The 16,926-nt window shown below is 54.3% G+C and carries 13 protein-coding genes; 1 reads left to right on the plus strand and 12 read right to left on the minus strand.

The features are described from left to right. Positions 1–123: 123 nt before the first annotated feature. The 4 genes from cysK to nifS all read right to left on the minus strand — a co-directional run bounded on the left by cysK (position 124) and on the right by nifS (position 4,424). Entirely contained in the window at positions 124–1,056 is a 933-nt protein-coding gene (cysK, locus tag BLT02_RS09005; protein WP_092994042.1) for a cysteine synthase A, read from the minus strand. Between the two features lie 104 nt (positions 1,057–1,160). Then, positions 1,161–2,450, minus strand: coding sequence for an O-acetylhomoserine aminocarboxypropyltransferase/cysteine synthase family protein (locus BLT02_RS09010; protein WP_092994045.1), 1,290 nt, complete (start codon positions 2,448–2,450; stop codon positions 1,161–1,163). Positions 2,451–2,702: 252 nt separating this feature from the next. Further along, positions 2,703–3,101 carry a Fe-S cluster assembly scaffold protein NifU gene (nifU, locus tag BLT02_RS09015; protein WP_092994048.1) on the minus strand — a complete coding sequence of 133 codons (399 nt, stop codon included), beginning with the start codon at positions 3,099–3,101 and terminating at the stop codon, positions 2,703–2,705. A 135-nt stretch (positions 3,102–3,236) separates the two neighbouring features. Beyond that, positions 3,237–4,424 (minus strand): cysteine desulfurase NifS, encoded by a 1,188-nt coding sequence (gene nifS, locus BLT02_RS09020; RefSeq protein ID WP_092994051.1) that lies wholly within the window; start codon positions 4,422–4,424, stop codon positions 3,237–3,239. A gap of 273 nt (positions 4,425–4,697) precedes the next feature. On the opposite strand from nifS, the gene BLT02_RS09025 reads away from it, so the two are divergent. Then, positions 4,698–5,108, plus strand: a complete 411-nt coding sequence (locus tag BLT02_RS09025) for an RrF2 family transcriptional regulator (protein ID WP_092994054.1) — start codon at positions 4,698–4,700, stop codon at positions 5,106–5,108. A 114-nt stretch (positions 5,109–5,222) separates the two neighbouring features. Here the strand turns inward: BLT02_RS09025 and BLT02_RS09030 are convergent, their stop codons facing one another. The 8 genes from BLT02_RS09030 to iolG all read right to left on the minus strand — a co-directional run bounded on the left by BLT02_RS09030 (position 5,223) and on the right by iolG (position 16,669). Beyond that, positions 5,223–6,620: an MATE family efflux transporter gene (locus BLT02_RS09030; protein WP_092994057.1), complete on the minus strand. Its 1,398-nt coding sequence runs from the start codon at positions 6,618–6,620 to the stop codon at positions 5,223–5,225. 408 nt (positions 6,621–7,028) lie between these two features. Continuing rightward, on the minus strand, positions 7,029–8,171 hold the full coding sequence (locus BLT02_RS09035) for a glycerate kinase family protein (RefSeq protein WP_092994060.1): 1,143 nt from the start codon (positions 8,169–8,171) through the stop codon (positions 7,029–7,031). A gap of 404 nt (positions 8,172–8,575) precedes the next feature. Continuing rightward, the gene (locus tag BLT02_RS09040) at positions 8,576–9,730 is read right to left on the minus strand and encodes an iron-containing alcohol dehydrogenase (RefSeq protein ID WP_092994063.1); all 1,155 of its coding nucleotides are present in this window, start codon (positions 9,728–9,730) and stop codon (positions 8,576–8,578) included. Positions 9,731–9,943: 213 nt separating this feature from the next. Further along, the gene (gene iolE / locus BLT02_RS09045) at positions 9,944–10,843 is read right to left on the minus strand and encodes a myo-inosose-2 dehydratase (protein ID WP_092994174.1); all 900 of its coding nucleotides are present in this window, start codon (positions 10,841–10,843) and stop codon (positions 9,944–9,946) included. A gap of 76 nt (positions 10,844–10,919) precedes the next feature. Beyond that, positions 10,920–11,729, minus strand: a complete 810-nt coding sequence (locus BLT02_RS09050) for a 5-deoxy-glucuronate isomerase (RefSeq protein WP_092994066.1) — start codon at positions 11,727–11,729, stop codon at positions 10,920–10,922. Positions 11,730–11,847: 118 nt separating this feature from the next. Beyond that, complete coding sequence (iolD, locus tag BLT02_RS09055) at positions 11,848–13,779, minus strand: 3D-(3,5/4)-trihydroxycyclohexane-1,2-dione acylhydrolase (decyclizing) (protein ID WP_092994069.1); 1,932 nt, start codon at positions 13,777–13,779, stop codon at positions 11,848–11,850. A 206-nt stretch (positions 13,780–13,985) separates the two neighbouring features. Next, positions 13,986–15,044, minus strand: a complete 1,059-nt coding sequence (locus tag BLT02_RS09060; protein WP_092994072.1) for a transaldolase family protein — start codon at positions 15,042–15,044, stop codon at positions 13,986–13,988. A gap of 602 nt (positions 15,045–15,646) precedes the next feature. Further along, positions 15,647–16,669, minus strand: coding sequence for an inositol 2-dehydrogenase (iolG, locus tag BLT02_RS09065; protein ID WP_092994075.1), 1,023 nt, complete (start codon positions 16,667–16,669; stop codon positions 15,647–15,649). Positions 16,670–16,926 lie beyond the last annotated feature (257 nt).

Genomic DNA, 16,926 nt, shown 5'->3' on the forward strand with positions numbered 1-16,926 from the left:
GCTGCGAACAGGGCTGCCCAGGCTGTGAACAAGGACTGCTCAGGCTGTGAACAGGGCTGTTCAGTCAGTGAACAGGGCTGCCAAGTCAGTGAACAGGGCCGCCCACTCTGCGGACTTGTCTGTTCAGTCAGTAAACAGGGCTGTGGAATAGTAGCGGTCGCCGCTGTCAGGCAAGAGGGCTACTATGACCTTACCCTTGTTTTCCGGGCGCTTTGCCAGCTCGATAGCGCCGTGCAGGGCTGCGCCGGAGGAGATTCCGACGGAGATGCCTTCTTTTTTTGCGAGCAGCTTGGCCGCCGCGAAAGCATCGTCTCCCTCTGCCTTGAAGATCTCGTCATATACTTTCGTGTTCAGGACATCCGGGACAAAACCGGCGCCGATACCCTGGATCTTGTGCGCGCCCGCCTTTCCCTCGGAGAGGACCGGAGAATCCGACGGTTCGAGAGCCACGATTTTGACAGCGGGGTTCTGCGCCTTCAGATACTCGCCAGTGCCGGTCAGTGTCCCGCCGGTGCCGACGCCTGCGATAAAGATATCCACCTTCCCGTCGGTGTCGTTCCAGATCTCGGGACCTGTGGTGGCCTTGTGGACCGCGGGGTTGGCGGGGTTCACAAACTGTCCGGGGATGAAGCTGCCGGGAATCTCCGCCGCCAGTTCCTCTGCCTTCGCGATGGCGCCCTTCATTCCCTTCGCTCCCTCTGTGAGCACGATCTCTGCGCCGTAGGCTTTCAGGATGTTCCTGCGCTCCACGCTCATCGTCTCGGGCATTGTCAGAATGATCCTGTAGCCCTTGGCGGCGGCAATGGAGGCGAGGCCGATGCCCGTGTTGCCGGAGGTCGGCTCAATGATCACAGAACCCTCTTTCAGGAGTCCCTTCTCTTCCGCGTCTTCGATCATGGCCTTGGCGATCCTGTCCTTGACGCTTCCCGCGGGATTAAAATACTCTAATTTTACCAGGACGGTGGCTTCCAGCCCCAGTTCCTTCTCAATATTGACAACCTCCACCAGAGGTGTATTCCCGATCAGTCCGAGTGTTCCCTTGTAAATATTTGCCATGATGACTCCTTCCTGTATTTATCGTCTGCCTGCATTCTTACAGATATGTGCGGTTCTCGCTGCAGGCGTTTTTCAGTATATCACATTGCGGGCTGGATGGCGAATCAAACGGACGCCAGCGCAGCAAAGCCTTTTTCCAGATCGGCGATGATATCGTCGATATGCTCCGTGCCGATGGAGAGGCGGATAGTGTTCGGGCGGATCCCCTGGTCAAGCAGCTCCTCCTCCGAAAGCTGGGAGTGGGTCGTGGAAGCCGGATGGATCACCAGACTCTTGACGTCCGCCACATTGGCAAGAAGAGAAAAGATCTCCAGATTGTCGATAAAGGCCCAGGCTTCCTTCTGCCCGCCTTTGATCTCAAAAGTAAAGATCGAAGCGCCGCCGTTCGGGAAAAATCTTTCATACAGGGCATGGTCCGGGTGATCCGGCAGGGAAGGATGGTTGACTTTTTCCACACAGGGGTGGGCCGCCAGATACTCCACGACCTTCCTGGTGTTTTCAGCATGGCGCTCCAGCCGCAGGGAGAGGGTCTCCACGCCCTGCAGGAGCAGGAAAGCGTTAAAGGGCGAGATAGCCGCGCCGGTGTCGCGCAGCAGGATCGCGCGGATATAGGTGACAAAGGCGGCCGGTCCTACAGCATCGTAGAAAGAAATGCCGTGATAGCTGGGGTTGGCTTCCGCGATCTGCGGGAATTTTCCCCCTGCCTTCCAGTCAAATTTCCCGGATTCGACAATGACTCCGCCCAGGGTCGTGCCGTGCCCGCCCAGGAACTTGGTCGCCGAATGGACCACGATGTCCGCGCCGTGCTCGATGGGCCGGATCAGGAAGGGTGTGCCGAAGGTATTATCGATGACCAGGGGCAGGCCGTGCCTGTGCGCGATCTCTGCGATGGCATCGATATCCGGAATATCGCTGTTGGGATTGCCCAGAGTCTCCAGATAAACCGCCCGGGTATTGTCCTGAATAGCACCTTCCACCTCCTCGAGATTGTGGGCATCAACTAAGGTCGTCGCGATCCCGTACTGAGGAAGGGTATGGGACAGCAGGTTGAAGCTGCCGCCGTAGATGGTCTTCTGTGCCACGACATGCCCGCCGTTCGCGGCCAGGGCCTGGATCGTGTAGGTGATGGCCGCTGCGCCGGAGGCCACTGCCAGACCGGCGCTGCCGCCCTCCAGGGCCGCGACGCGCTTTTCCAGCACATCCTGCGTGGAATTCGTCAGACGCCCGTAAATATTCCCGGGATCAGCCAGACCGAACCGGTCCGCCGCGTGCTGGCTGTTGCGGAAGACATAGGAAGTCGTCTGATAGATCGGGACCGCGCGGGCGTCCGTCGCCGGATCCGCCTGCTCCTGCCCCACGTGGATCTGCAGTGTCTCAAATTTATAATTGCTCATGGAAGCTCTCTCCTGTTCTTCTTTCCTCTGATAATCGATGTTGACCGAATTATTTTAAGATATAGCCTGCCGCTTCGTACATCGACATCGCATTCGGAAAAAAGCTTCAGGATTCAGGATTCTCTCAACATTATCTCTCATGGTGTTTTTTATTTTGTTTTTTTCTTTGCTTTTTTATTGTTCAGAGATGATCGGGATCATGTATTATTCAGAAATAATCAGGACCGCTCAGTCTTTCTTCAGTCCTTCCATTTACTCCTTCTTTTCAGGTCTTTTCTCGGGATGCTTCGTGTAGTAATCCTCGAGTGCCGACTGGATCGCCTCTTCCGCGAGGACACTACAGTGAAGTTTATAAGCCGGCAGTCCGTCCAGCGCTTCACATACCGCCTTGTTGGTCAGATTCATCGCTTCACTGACCGGTTTCCCCTTGATCAGCTCTGTGGCCATGGAACTGGAGGCGATCGCGCTGCCGCAGCCGAAAGTCTCGAATTTCACATCCTCGACTATGTCGTCTTCTATTTTCAGGTACATCTTCATGATATCGCCGCACTTGGCGTTGCCGACTTCCCCGACTCCGTCCGCGTCTTCGATCACGCCCACATTGCGGGGATTCCGGAAATGATCCATTACTTTTTCACTGTAGAGTGCCATCGCTAAGCCTCCTGCTTATATTTGCTTATATTTTCTTATGTTTGCTTATATTTATTTTGATCGCTGAATTTATTTCCTGATATCTTTATTTCCGGTCTCCCGGCTGAACTGATCTGCCTGTCTCCAGACCGGTCATCAGAGGATGAAAGGTGTCTTTCCCGAGACCAGGTCGCGCCAGACGGGGGAGAAGCTCCGGAGATATTCGACAACCTCCTTCACATTCTGGATCAGGTAATCGACCTCTTCCTCTGTGATCTCCTCTCCCAGGGAAAGCCTGAGAGACCCGTGGGCCACGTCGTGTACGCGGCCAATCGCCAGCAGGACGTGGCTGGGATCGAGCGACCCGGAGGTGCAGGCACTGCCGGAGGAGGCGCTGATGCCCCGGTCGTCCAGAAGGAGCAGGAGCGATTCGCCCTCGATCCCCTCGAAGCAGAAGTTGACATTGCCGGGAAGTCTCTTTTTCGCATCGCCGTTCAGGGCGGAATGGGGGATCTTTGAGAGACCCTCGATCAGCCGGTCGCGAAGGGCTGTCTGGTGGGCTGCATTCTGTTCCAGGTTCCCGGCAGCCTCTTTGAGGGCCGCCGCCATGGCCATAATGCCCGGGACATTCTCGGTTCCTGCCCGCTTGCCTTTTTCCTGGGCGCCGCCCTCGATCAGGTTGGTGAGTGCGATCCCCTTCCGGGCGAACAGAAATCCCGTGCCCTTAGGGCCATGGAATTTATGGGCTGAGGCAGACAACATGTCAATATTATCCGCTTTTACATCGATCTTCACATGCCCGACTGCCTGAACAGCATCCGTGTGGAAAAGGACTCCGTGCTTTTTACAGATCTCGCCGATCTCATGGATCGGCTGAACCGTTCCGATCTCATTGTTGGCGTACATGATCGAGACCAGGCAGGTATCCTCCCGGACCGCCGCTTCCAGTTCCTCCGGCCGCACCAGTCCGTCCTCGTGCACCGGCAGGAGCGTCACCTCATAGCCCTCTTTTTCCAGCCTGTTCAGGGTATGCAGGATCGCGTGGTGTTCAAAAGCGGAAGAAATGATGTGCTTTTTCCCCTTCTTCGCCCCGATCACCGCCGCTGAACGCAGAGCCTGGTTATCGGCTTCGCTGCCGCCGGAGGTGAACAGGATCTCTCTGGGTTCTGCATTGATGACAGCCGCCACATCTTCCCTGGCCTGTTCCAATGCCTCCTTCGCCTCCTGCCCGATGGAATACAGGCTGGAGGGATTTCCGTAAACATTTTCCATATAGGGAATCATCGCGTCGATTGCCGTTCGGCTCATCCTGGTCGTTGCTGCATTGTCTGCATAGATCTTCATGGTCTTTTCATGCCTCTCTTAGTGTTTTACAAAGATTTCTGATCGTATAGATGATTGTTCTGCTGCAGTTCCCTGCAGGACTCATTTCTCAAAACTGTGGTGATTATAATTCCTTTTACCTACTATGTCAATAGGTTTAAATAATCTTTTTGGCTTGAATTGCCTATTTACCTACGATATAATAGGTTATATCGTCGAAACCATGGCAGATAAGCCCTGGACGCGGAAATTCAAGGCAGAATTGATTAAAAATAATGCTGAAGGAGATGCAGAATGATATCTACAAAAGGACGCTATGCCATCCGGATCATGATCGACCTGGCAGAACAGGAGCAGGGTAAATTCATCCCTTTGAAAGATGTGGCGGAAAGACAGGGGATTTCCAAGAAGTATCTGGAGATCATTGTCAAGGATCTGGTTAAGGGAGGGCTTGTCATCGGGGCCAGCGGCAAGGGCGGCGGCTACCGTCTCTGCCGCAGGCCTGAGGAATACTCCATCGGGGAGATCCTGGACATGACCGAGAATGCCTCAATGACGACAGTAGCGTGCCTGGCCGATCATGCAGCCGCATGCCCTCGGGCTGCCGCCTGCCAGACACTCCCCATGTGGGAAGAATACGAAAAGCTCACCCATGATTTTTTTTACGGGAAGAAACTGGTTGACCTGCTTTCAAAGCAGGGATAGGGCAGACAGTCCGAAAGCCAGTGCCTGAATGAAAGCCAGAGCCTGAATGCAGGAAAAGAAAGGCCGAAGATCAGGAGACGGTTTGTCTTCCGATTCCAAAAACTGTTTCTATAATTATCCGGCAGCAGGTGTTTTTCCCAGCCGGCTGAAGGCTGAACGGATCACGATGAAGGCGGCGATGGCAACCATCAGGTCGGCGACAGGCCCTGCGATGAGGATCCCGTCGATCCCGAGAAAGCGCGGCAGGATGAGGAGCAGGACAATGAGGACCAGCTGCTTGGAGAGAGAGATGATCACACCTTTTAAGGGCTGCCTGATGGATACCATGGCGTTCATGGCCACAGGCAGGACGCCGGCCAGGATGACCAGCAGCATAAACTCGTGCATGTAGCGCAGGGCAAATGCCTGGTAGCCGCCGGCGCTGTCTCCGAACAGTCTGAGGATCTGCTCCGGGAACAGCCAGAAGCAGGCAGTCACCGCCGCTCCGATCACAAAGGCGTAGGCAAACACAAGATAAGCCGTCTTCTTTACCCTCTCATAGTTGCGTGCGCCGAAATTAAAGCCCATGATGGGCTGGCCTCCTATGCTGCAGCCGATAATGGTGGAATAAAACAGAAAATTGACCTTTGTCACGACTCCGGCAGCCGCCAGGGCTTCACTGCCTCCATAGACAGACTGGGAACCGTAATATCTGAGCGAGCTGTTGAGGACAAGGTTCATGACCAGCATGGCCGCCTGGTTCAGACTCCCCGCCGCCCCGATCGAAGTGATCTGCCTGAACCTGCTTCCTGACACAGCGAAATGCTCCCGCCTGAGCCGCCCTGTGCGAAAGTGAAGCATATAGGCAGCAACCATCAGGGCAGACAGCACTTGTCCCATGACTGTTGCCAGGGCTGCGCCGGCTATCCCCATATTCATGGGAAAAAGAAACAGATAATCAAGGACAAAATTGAGCGCTACGCCGGACATAGAGCAAATCAGCGCGTAGCGGGGGCTTCCGTCAGAGCGGATCAGGAGTGTCCCTCCGGAGGTCAGGGCCAGAAAAGGCAGTCCCGGCGCGACCAGTTTCATATAGGTGAGGGCATAGGGATAGACCTGGTCTGTCGCACCGAACAGATTGACGAACCAGGGTGTAAAAAAGAGGACGAGGGCGGCTGTAAAAATCCCCTCTGCCGCAAGCAGGGTGAGACCGGCTCCCGCAAAGTGCAGAGCTTCGTCTTTTTCCCCTCTGCCGTTGCAGATATTGAAGTTCACAGAGGACCCGTTACTGAAAAGCAGGGTCATGGCACCGCACAGAAAGGTCAGCGGGTAGGCGACCGTCGTGGCCGCATTGCCCAGAAACCCGATCCTCTGTCCGATGAACATCTGATCGACCATGTTATAGAGGGAGGCGATCAGGGTACTGATGATACTGGGAATAGCATACTGGAGCAGGAGCCTTCCGACAGGCGCTGTGCCCAGCGGATTAACTGTGTTTTTCGCTCCACTGTTCTCATTTTCATTATTTCTCATATCGCTCTTTTTCTTCCTGTTTTCTGATATCCCAATCCTGCCGGCTTCCGCGCTTTTCTTTTCACTGAAAGTCTTTTTACGTCCTTATCATATACGCTTAAAGGGGCCATGACAACCGGTCAGGATAAAGGAAAACCAGCCTGGAAAAGGTTTCCGGTCACACCCTGACCAGGGTGTGACCATGAAACGTTGCGTTTCACGCCCTGCAAAACAGCTCAAATCCAAATCATGCAGGGAACTACCCCGCCACAAAAACAGCTCAAGTCTATTATCTAAACCATGCAGGAAACCGCCCACCTTGAGAACAGCTCAAATCCAAATCACGCAGAAAACCGCCCCGTTTTGTCTCCTGAAACAAAACGGGGCGGTCTCTGCCTATAGTCTGCTTAATTTCTTATAAAATACCTCTTATTTTGCCAGCTGCATGCCTGCCTGGACCATGCGGAACATGCGTACCGCGCCCTTGCAATAGAGGTCCTCCGCGTTTTCCAGTGCCTGGGAGAGGGGCATGGGGGTGTCGACGGTGGTCATGATGGAATTGATGCCGTGTTCATAGATCTGATCATATCCGTCACCGAGACCGCCGCAGAGAGCAACGACCGGGACCCCGTGCTTTTTGGAGCGGTCGCCGACGCCCTGCATGACCTTGCCGAAGCAGCTCTGCCAGTCGGTCCTGCCTTCGCCGGTGACCACGAGGTCAACGCCCTCGAGGAGGCCGTCGAAGTTGATCAGGTCGAGAACGGTGTCAATACCGGATTTCATCTCGGCGTTCAGGAAGATCATCAGAGCAGTACCCAGGCCGCCGGCGGCGCCGGTGCCGGGAGTGTCGTCGGGGTTGATCCCGAACTCCTTAATGATGACATCGCGGTAATTGCACATTCCCTTCTCCAGGCGGTCCAGGATCTCCGGGGTGCCGCCCTTCTGCTTTCCGAAGGTATAGGTAGCGCCGTCTTTACCGCACAGGGGGTTCGTGACATCACACATGACCGTGATATGGGCTTTCTTTGCGCGCTCATCGAAGCCGCTCATATCGATATGAGCGACCTTTTCCAGTTCACTTCCCTTTCCTTCCAGAACGTTCCCGTCCTTGTCCAGGAATTTGACGCCAAGAGCGCTGGCAAACCCCATGCCGCCGTCGTTGGTCGCGGAGCCGCCGATCGCGATAGAAATGTCAGTGAAGCCCGCGTCAAGTACAGCTTTTACAAGTTCTCCAGTCCCGTAGGTCGTCGTGTTGAGGGGGTTGCGGAGCTCCTCCGGAACCATCGGCAGGCCGGAAGCCTGTGCCATCTCCAGAACCGCCTCCGAATTTCCAAGCTTTCCATAATAGGCAGTCGCTTTCTCCATCAGCGGACCATGGACTTCCACGAAGGCCTTCTCTCCATTCCTAGCCTCTATGACTGCGTCGGTCGTTCCCTCGCCGCCGTCCGCCACCGGAACACCCTTCGTCTCGCAGGGTCCAAATACCTCGTTTGCCGCCTTTGTGAGGAATTCAACAGTCTGTGCACTGGTGACTGTGCCTTTAAAAGAATCGGATGCAAATAGCAGTTTCATATAGATTACCCTCCAGTCATGCATGTGTATATAATGATCTGTTTTTTCCAGTCAGATATAGTTTATCACATTTCCAGTAATAAAGGCATAAATGTCCTGATATTTCATGTCCGATGCCCCGGAAAATGTACCTGCCGGCTCCAATCCTGTCTCAGGCCTGCTTAGAATAGTTCGCTCTGGTCCATGAATGTCTGCGATGCGAAGATGTCCTGGCCCGGACCTGCTCTGAAAGGCCGGGAGCTTTCCGATCCATAAAATCCATAAAAAAACCAGCGCAGCTGCGCTGGTTTTTTTCGGATAAGTGTTCCCGGCCTGTAATAGCCGCGGCTGATCCTTGCGGGAGTCAGCCTTTTCTATTTTCAGGCCTGCTGTCTGTCAAAGACAGACAGAAAGTGTGTATCAGATCAGTCCCAGAGCTTCTTGTACAGTCCGACCAGATCTTCCTTGGTGGGCTGATGCCAGGTGTTCTGAGGACTGCCGCTGGTAAGGGCGTCGTCCGCCATCTTGTCGATGACCTTGAAGAAAGCGTCCTTGTCAATGCCGAACTGGGCGGGAGTAGGAATACCCATCTCGTCGACCATGGCCATGACCTTGGCCTGGAATTTCTCGGCTGCGGTCTTATCGTCATCATCATCCGCGGCAACGCCGATGGCCCTGCCCAGATCCGCGAAGCGGTCATAGCAGCCTGTCAGCATGAAGGGCAGGCATACCTTGATCAACATGGCATTGGAGGTGCCGTGAGGGACATGGAAGAGGGCGCCGATCGGACGGCTCATGCCGTGGATGATGGTAACTGATGCATTCGTAAACGCAATACCTGCCTCAAGAGCCGCGATGGACATCTGAGCCCTGGCTTCAACGTTTTTGCCGTCATGATAGCAGGTGGAAAGATTCGCCACAATGCGCTTTACAGCGGAGAGCGCAAAGGTATCCGTCAGGGGCTGAGCCCTCCTGGAGGTATAGGCTTCCATGCAGTGGCACAGAGCATCCAGGCCGGTGTTTGCGGTAACGCTGGGAGGAGCAGTCATGGTGAACTGAGGATCGATAACTGCAACGGGCGGTACAATACTGGAGCCGATCAGCATCATCTTGACCTGGTTCACAGTGTCGGCGATGATGGTGACCCTGGTCGCCTCAGAGCCGGTGCCGGCTGTCGTAGGGATCGCGACCATGGGAGCTACGTCCTCTTCAATACTGCGGCCCATGTAGTCCGTGATCGTGCCGCCGCCTGCCGCGACGACTGCGATGGCCTTCATGGTATCGATGCAGCTTCCGCCGCCGAGTGCGATCAGGTAGTCACACCCTTCATCCGCATAAACCTTCAGACCTGCCTCGACCATCTTGTCGGTGGGCTCGCCTGTGATATCGGAGAAAATCGCGTAAGGAGCATTGTGGCTCTTGAGCATATCCTCAAGCTTGGCCACATTGCCGAACTGGATCATGAAGGGATCCGTCACGATGAGGGCTTTCTTTCCAAGCGCACAGATCGATGCGCCTGCTTCAGTCAGGGCATTTTCACCAGTGAAAATCTGGCGAGGAAGCAATAATACGTTTGCCATAGTATATTATCTCCTTTCGAAGCGCCTGAACTCTTCCATACAGAAATCCGCAGGGATTCTCCGGACGGACTGTCCGTTCAGCGCTCCTCTATCCTCTAGCATCCTGTTTCTTCCCGGCACGCCGGGGCCTTATGCTGCCCCGGCATACCTTTTATGCATTAAAATCTGTCAAAAACTGTCGGCACTTTTAAGACTTATGAGGTCTTTATCCGATCAAAGTCCTGTGTGCTCCGCAATGTACTTCCTTGCCTTCAGAGCATACTCAAACGGATTCGCGATAGCGGGATCCTGCTCGGCCTCAACAACTACATAGCCTTCATAGCCGGAATCCTGGATGATCTTGAAGATGGGCTCGAAGTCGACATCGCCGTCGCCGGGAACCGTGAATGTGCCCTTGCGGACGCCTTCAAGGAAGCTCCACTTGTTGGCGCGGGCTTCAGCTACGACATCGCGGCGAAGATCCTTGAGGTGGATGTGGCGGGTGCGGCCGATATATTTGCTGAGAACTTTGACAGGGTCAATGTCGGCATAGCTGCAGTGGCCGCTGTCGAAGAGCAGGAAGACGTAGTTGGGATCCACCATATCCATGAAGCGGTCGATCTCAGCCTCTGTCTGCACGACGGTGCCCATGTGATGATGGAAGGTAAGGGTCATGTCCATCTCTTTCGCGACCTTGCCGAGTTTGCTCAGGCCCTTGGTGAGGGTCTCCCACTCGTCGTCGTTCATGACATATTTGCCCTCAAGGATGGGCTGGTTCTTGCCCTGGATGCTGTAGCTCTGCTCGGAAGCGCCGATGACGCGGGCGCCGACATAGTGCAGGAAATCACACTGTTTGACGAATTCCTTCTCGACTTCCTCATAGGGCTTTGTCAGCAGGAAGGAAGAGAACCACTGGTTGCAGATGACCATGTCGCGAAGGTCAAGAGCTTTCTTCAGCTCATACTTGTCTGTAGGATAGTGGCTGCCGACTTCGCTTCCCTTGAAGCCTGCGAGTGCCATCTCGCTGATGGTCTGCTGGAAGGTGTTCTCCTTGCCCAGCTCAGGCATATCATCGTTTGTCCAGCCAATGGGAGCGATTCCAAGTTTAACTTTATTTTTGTCCAGAGTAGCCATATCGTTCCTTTCTGAGGCCTTCAGGGCCTCCATGAAAAAAATTCCCGCAGGAAATTAATGTTCTGTTTGTTCTGTATTACCAGGGCTGATTCACGATCTTCGCCTCATGCAGCCATACATACGCTTCGTCTTCACAGCGGTCAGTCTGCAGCCAGGGATTGCCGGGCAGGTGGCGGATCATCCAGCAGGTGTACATCAGATAGCCGGGAGCCGCGGACTGGGGATGGAGCCTGCCGCCGGGGATGGCGGAGAAGCTGTTGTCCACGCTCTTGAAAACATCGTCGCCGACAAAGCTGGCGCCGAAGCCTTCCGGACGGTCAAACTTGAAGTAATAGAGCTCCGGCTGGGGATGCCTGTGGGGCAGATAGCCCGACCAGTTGCCGCGGTCGTTCATGACCTCGCCCAGGACCATGTTGGACTCGGGGCAGATGTCATGGTCAAAGATCGTGTTGACCTGGCGGTTGGCGGTGTCGCCGAGCTTGCCCTTGACGCCGGAATACTTCCAGGGAGCATCCTCGGGAGCATACAGACGGGAGGCAAAGGTCTTTTCGTTCTGGGTGCACTGGACGAGGATCTCAGTGTCCTTCACTGCAGTGACGACAGCCTTCACGCCGCCGGCAACATGCAGGGCCCAGGGGCCTTCCGTAAAAACATCTTTACGGGAAACGGTCTTCTCACCGTCCGGCCACTTGAAGGTGACTTCGCCGGAGAGCAGCAGGATCGCGATCTCCTCGCCTTCCCTGCAGAACTCTCTCGTCGTACCGGCAGCCATACGATAGACACGGACGTCCATCAGCATATCGCGGTACTCGTTCTCATAGGTCGAAAGAATCTCTTCACCGTTTTCATCAAAGGTGGGATATCCGAATAATTTCTTTTCTACCATGTTGAGCTGACCTCTTCTTCTATTCGCTTTTTTCTATTCGCTGCTGTATCCCGTCAGGAAACAGTCCTGACGGGATACCTGCTGTTATGTGTTTTAACACTTCCGGGAATTCTTCTGATCAATACTTTCTGGCTTCTGCTCTGTGCTGCAGGACATCCTCAGCCGCCTCGCGGACGCTGGCGCTCTCGGAAACCATAGCCATGCCGACGTTCCACCATGCGCCATAGCCGTCTGTCATGGTCTTCGGAACGACCTTGAGGTCGAACAGGCAGGCGACAGTCTGCTTCTTGGAATCCATGAGGGCATCACGGAGTTCCTCAACGCTCTTGCAGAGATAGGTCTTCATGCCATAGGCCTCACCGATCTTGGTGTAATCGGTCTTGATGAGGTCGCCGCAGGGCTTCTTGCCGTCTGTGTAACGGAACTCGGTAGCGATGGAGCCGATACCGTGGGTCATCTCCAGGTTGTTGATGCAGCCGAAACCGCAGTTGTCGAAGACCAGGATGTTGGTCTTGCGCTTCTCCTGCATGATGGTTCCCAGCTCACTGTTGAGCATCTGGAAGCCGGAGTCGCCGACGACCGTGTACTCTTCGCAGTCAGGCTGTGCCATCTTGACGCCGAGGGAAGCACCGATCTCATAACCCATGCAGCTGTAGCCGTACTCTACATGGTAGCCGCCGCGCTTGTCGGTCTTCCATACACGCTGCAGGCAGCTGGGAAGAGAACCGCCGGCTGTGATGACGGTGTCATCGGGACCCATGCAGGCGCGCAGGGTAGCGAGTGCTGCAGTCTGGGTGAGGGATGTGCCGTACATGCGGACAAACTCCGGAACAGTCCTGGGATCTCTGGGCTTGATGATGGGCTCGAAGTCCTCGCCGGTGCAGACGATGCCGCCCAGTCTCTCGAGCTCTGCATCCCACTCTGCCTTGGCTTCAGCGACTTCGTTGGTGTATGCGGACTTGTAGCCCTTGGCGCGGAGGATCTCGGCCAGAGCTGTCACAGTGGCCTTAGCGTCGCCGACAGCCTTGACGGCGTCATATTTGTAAGCATGATAGCGGTTGTTGTTGATGGTGACGAAACGAACGTTTTCACCCTGGAACAGCCACTTGGAGCTGGTGGTGAAGTCGCTCATCCTGGTGCCGATAGCGATGACGCAGTCAGCATCCTTAGCGATCTTGTTGGAAGCGGAAGTGCCGGTCACGCCGATACCGCCGAGGCAGTAAGGGTGGCTGGACTTGCAGGCGCTCTTTCCTCCCTGGGTCTCGCCGAAGGGGATGCCGAACTCTTCGCAGAAATTCTCGACCACTTCACCGGCCAGTGAATAGCGGACGCCGCCGCCGACGATGATCATGGGCTTTTTGGAAGCGATGATCTCAGCCGCGATATCTTCCAGCTCCTCCTGTACAGCTACAGGACGGGTGATGCGGTGGACGCGCTTTTTGAAGAAGGTCTCGGGATAGTCATAGTACTCACCCTCGACGTCCTGAGGAAGGCCGATAGCCACAGCGCCGGTGTCGGCGGGATCTGTCAGAACGCGCATTGCGCTGATCATGGCGGTCATGATCTGCTCAGGCCTCTGGATGCGGTCCCAGTACTTGGTCACGGGCTTGAAAGCATCGTTAGTTGTGGTCGCGAGACTGTTGGACTGCTCAAGCTGCTGTAGAACGGGATCAGGCTGCCTGGAAGCGAAGGTATCCGCAGGGAATACCAGCAGCGGAATATTGTTGACGGTTGCAGTCGCGCAGCCGACAACCATGTTGGCGGAGCCGGGGCCTACGGATGCTGCGCAGGGGATGATCTTCTTGCGGTCACACTGCTTTGCGTAAGCGATCGCTGTGTGGCACATACCCTGCTCGTTGCGGCCCTGCATCACGCGGAGGCTGCCGGGATTGCTGTCAAGAGCCTCGCCGAGGCCGACTGCGATGCCGTGTCCGAAAATTGTAAAGAATGCTTCGACGAACTTGGTCTCTTCGCCGTCCATGCACACATACTGATTATCAAGGAATTTTACAATGGCCTGAGCCGTTGTCAGTCTGATTGTTTTTTCCATATTTACCTTCCCTTGTAAAAATATGAAATATTGACAAATGCCTGCCGCCGCGTATGCGTGCGGCAGGCATTTTTAGGAACTCCTGTCAGTAAAAGCTATTCTGTCTTATTTGCTTTATTCTGTTTATCTATTATCTGTCTGTTTTTATCTATCTGTTTTTATCTGTCTGTCCTGCTTATTTATCCTGCTTTATCCTGCGATCCTGATCAGACGATCATGTAGCCGCGGATGAGCTGGACCAGACTGTCATAGCCGCCCAGGAACTGGTTCATGGTAGCCTTGAAGGCGCCGTAGTGCTGGAACTCCTCGGGCTTGAGGCCGTAAGGCTCATAAGCCTGGATGAATTCGGGCATCTGCTTCAGAGCTTCGAGATACTGAGGATCGACGGGCTTGTCAATGTTGCTCTCCATCTTTACCCAGTCAGCATTCGCGAACTTCCTCTGCCAGTCGGAGGTGATGGTCATGACGATGTCGCCGCCGAGGAAGTCGAGCCAGTGGTGATAGTTTCTGTATGCAGCGGTCAGGAGTTTGGTGCGGAAGCCTTTCTCCTTGTAGAACTTGTATGCGTTCTTCATGACGGCAACACCTGCGAGATCCAGGGCCTCAGCGGGGATGCAGACATCGCTGGCCTTGTTGACGTTCTTGAGATAGTCATCAGTACGGCCGATCATGATGGTGCAGACGGGGTGCATCCAGGAAGTATCAAGGCCTTCTGCCTCCCTTCTCTTGAGACCGCGCTCAACTGCCTCACCGACTGCAACTGCCTGTGCGCAGGTAAAGGAAACAGTAGCGTTGATGGAAACTCCGCGATAGGTCAGCTCTTCAAATGCCTCGACGCCGGCCTTGCTGGTAGGAGCCTTGATCTGGCTGTTGGGAACCAGAGCTGCGAGCTTGCAGGCCTGCTCAACCATCAGATCCTTGTTCTGATAATACTTGGCATTGGTCTGGAAGGAGATACGGCCCTTCTGGCCATGGGACTCCTCAAACATAGGCAGAAGAAGCTTAGAGGCTTTCGTGCCGAGCTTGCCGATGATATCCCATGCGACATCATCTTCTGTCCATGTAGGATTGTCAGCGATGACCTGCTTGATAGTGTCTTCCCAGTCAGGAAGCTCTTTCTTCAGAACGTTGCCCACGATAACAGGGTTCGTAGTTGCGCCTGTGCCGCCGTTCTCGATCGCATAGGCCAGCTCCTTGCAGCTGCAGGAATCATTCCAGAACTCAGTCTGCGGGAACTTCTCTCTCATTTCATTCAGCTTCGACATGTTAATTACCCCTCTCTTTCTTGTTGGTAAAAAATGTGTGTACTGCTCTATGTAGGTACCTCTTTGCCAAACCATCGTTTGTTCAGGCACTTACATTTTTTCAATTTTAAAAGGTGAACAGTTTAAAAACGATCTCGATAAATGCGTGCTATGTGTGCTTTTGTGTGCGTTTCTTTTTATCTTCCTTGCATTGTCAGAATAGCACGCATTCATTTAGCGTGCAAGTTATTTTTTGCATTTTACGGACTTTCTCCATGTTGCACAAAATAGCTACAAACATTTTGTCTATTATTAATAGCCTGCATAAAAATCATCCCGAGATACCGGTAAATCGCTTTTGCGTTCAAATTTCTTTGCACGCACCGAAATGCGTGCATCACGAGAAATCCAGCAAATAACACGCAGCTTCTGCCGTTAAAAAAAGCCGGGGAGCGATCTCCCCGGCCACTGGTACATATAAGCAGTACGCGGGACTGTACCAGGCCCGCAGTGATGCCTCCTTCCGGCATCCTGTAATCATCTTCTGAACTGTAAACAAATCAGGGGAGCAGTTTTCACAAACGTTAATATTTGTTTACAGATCCTGAAAACAACAACTTATATCAGGCTTCGATCTCGGAAAGCTTGACAGGCCTGCCCTCCTTGAGAGACTTCCTGGCCGCGATCGCAATGCGGACAGGCTCGAGACCATCCTTGCCTCCCACAGGGACCTCGGCGTCGTTCAGGACAGCGTTCACAAAGTCCTTGGTCTCAGCCACGAACGCGTCGTTGTAGCGCTCGAGGAAGAAGTAGGTGGGCTTCGCGGAGCAGACGGTTTCCGCCGTGCTGATAAAGGCCTCGTTCTCGAGGTGGTTGTTGTCCTGCACAGCGCCCTTCTCACAGAGAACTTCCACGCGCTGGTCATAGCCGTAAGGCGCCTGACGGCAGTTGTCGATGACTCCGATCGCGCCGTTCTCGAACTTCAGGGTGACGATAGCGGTGTCGACATCGTCGTATTCCGCATAGCCGGGATCTGTCAGGACAGTGCCCGTGGCGGAGACTTCCGTCACCTCGCTGCCCGCCAGATAGCGGACCATATCAAAATCATGGATCATCATGTCAAGGAAGATGCCGCCGGAAACCTTGACATAGGACATGGGCGGACCAGCGGGATCGCGGGAGCAGACCTTGACCACATAGGGCTTGCCCAGCTTGCCGGAAGCGACGACATCACGCACAGCCTTGTGGCTTCTGTCAAAGCGGCGGACAAAGCCTACCTGGAGTTTGACGCCGGCCTTCTCGACAGCGGCGAGGGCTTCTTTGATCTTGGCGATCTCGGTGTGGATAGGTTTCTCACAGAAAATATGCTTGCCGGCGGCAGCCGCCTTCATCATGAATTCCGCATGTGTGTCCGTAGAGGAGCAGATAAATACAGCGTCCACATCCTCTGCCGCAAAAACATCAGCGGGATCCTTTGTGCATCTCGCAATGCCGATGCTCTTCGCCCAGGCCTCCATATCATCATTCAGGAAGGGATCCGCGAGGATGACCACCTCTGCGTCCGGAATGAAATTCTGCACATTCGTGCCGTGAAGCTTGCCGATACGGCCGCCGCCCAAAAGGCCGATTCTAAGTTTCTTTCCCATTTTTCCTCCTTACCGGTAAAAAATTTACAACTGTTGTTGTCGTGCAGCCCCATACCCGATCAGGCATATATGCCCTCTCGGGAAGCTGTATCCTTATATACCATGTACCCGGGGGATAATGCGGAGGGCATAATAGCCCTTCCTTTATGTTAATTTTAACCACGATGTTGGTACATGTCAATAAATTTGTCTGTATTTCCTCTATATTACGCCCAGTTAAATCCCGTTTATTTGGTCAAACTGCCCAATTTCCCACA

Origin of the sequence: Sarcina sp. DSM 11001 (genome assembly GCF_900101015.1) — a bacterium.
In the GTDB taxonomy this organism is placed as follows: Bacteria; Bacillota; Clostridia; order Lachnospirales; family Lachnospiraceae; genus CAG-791.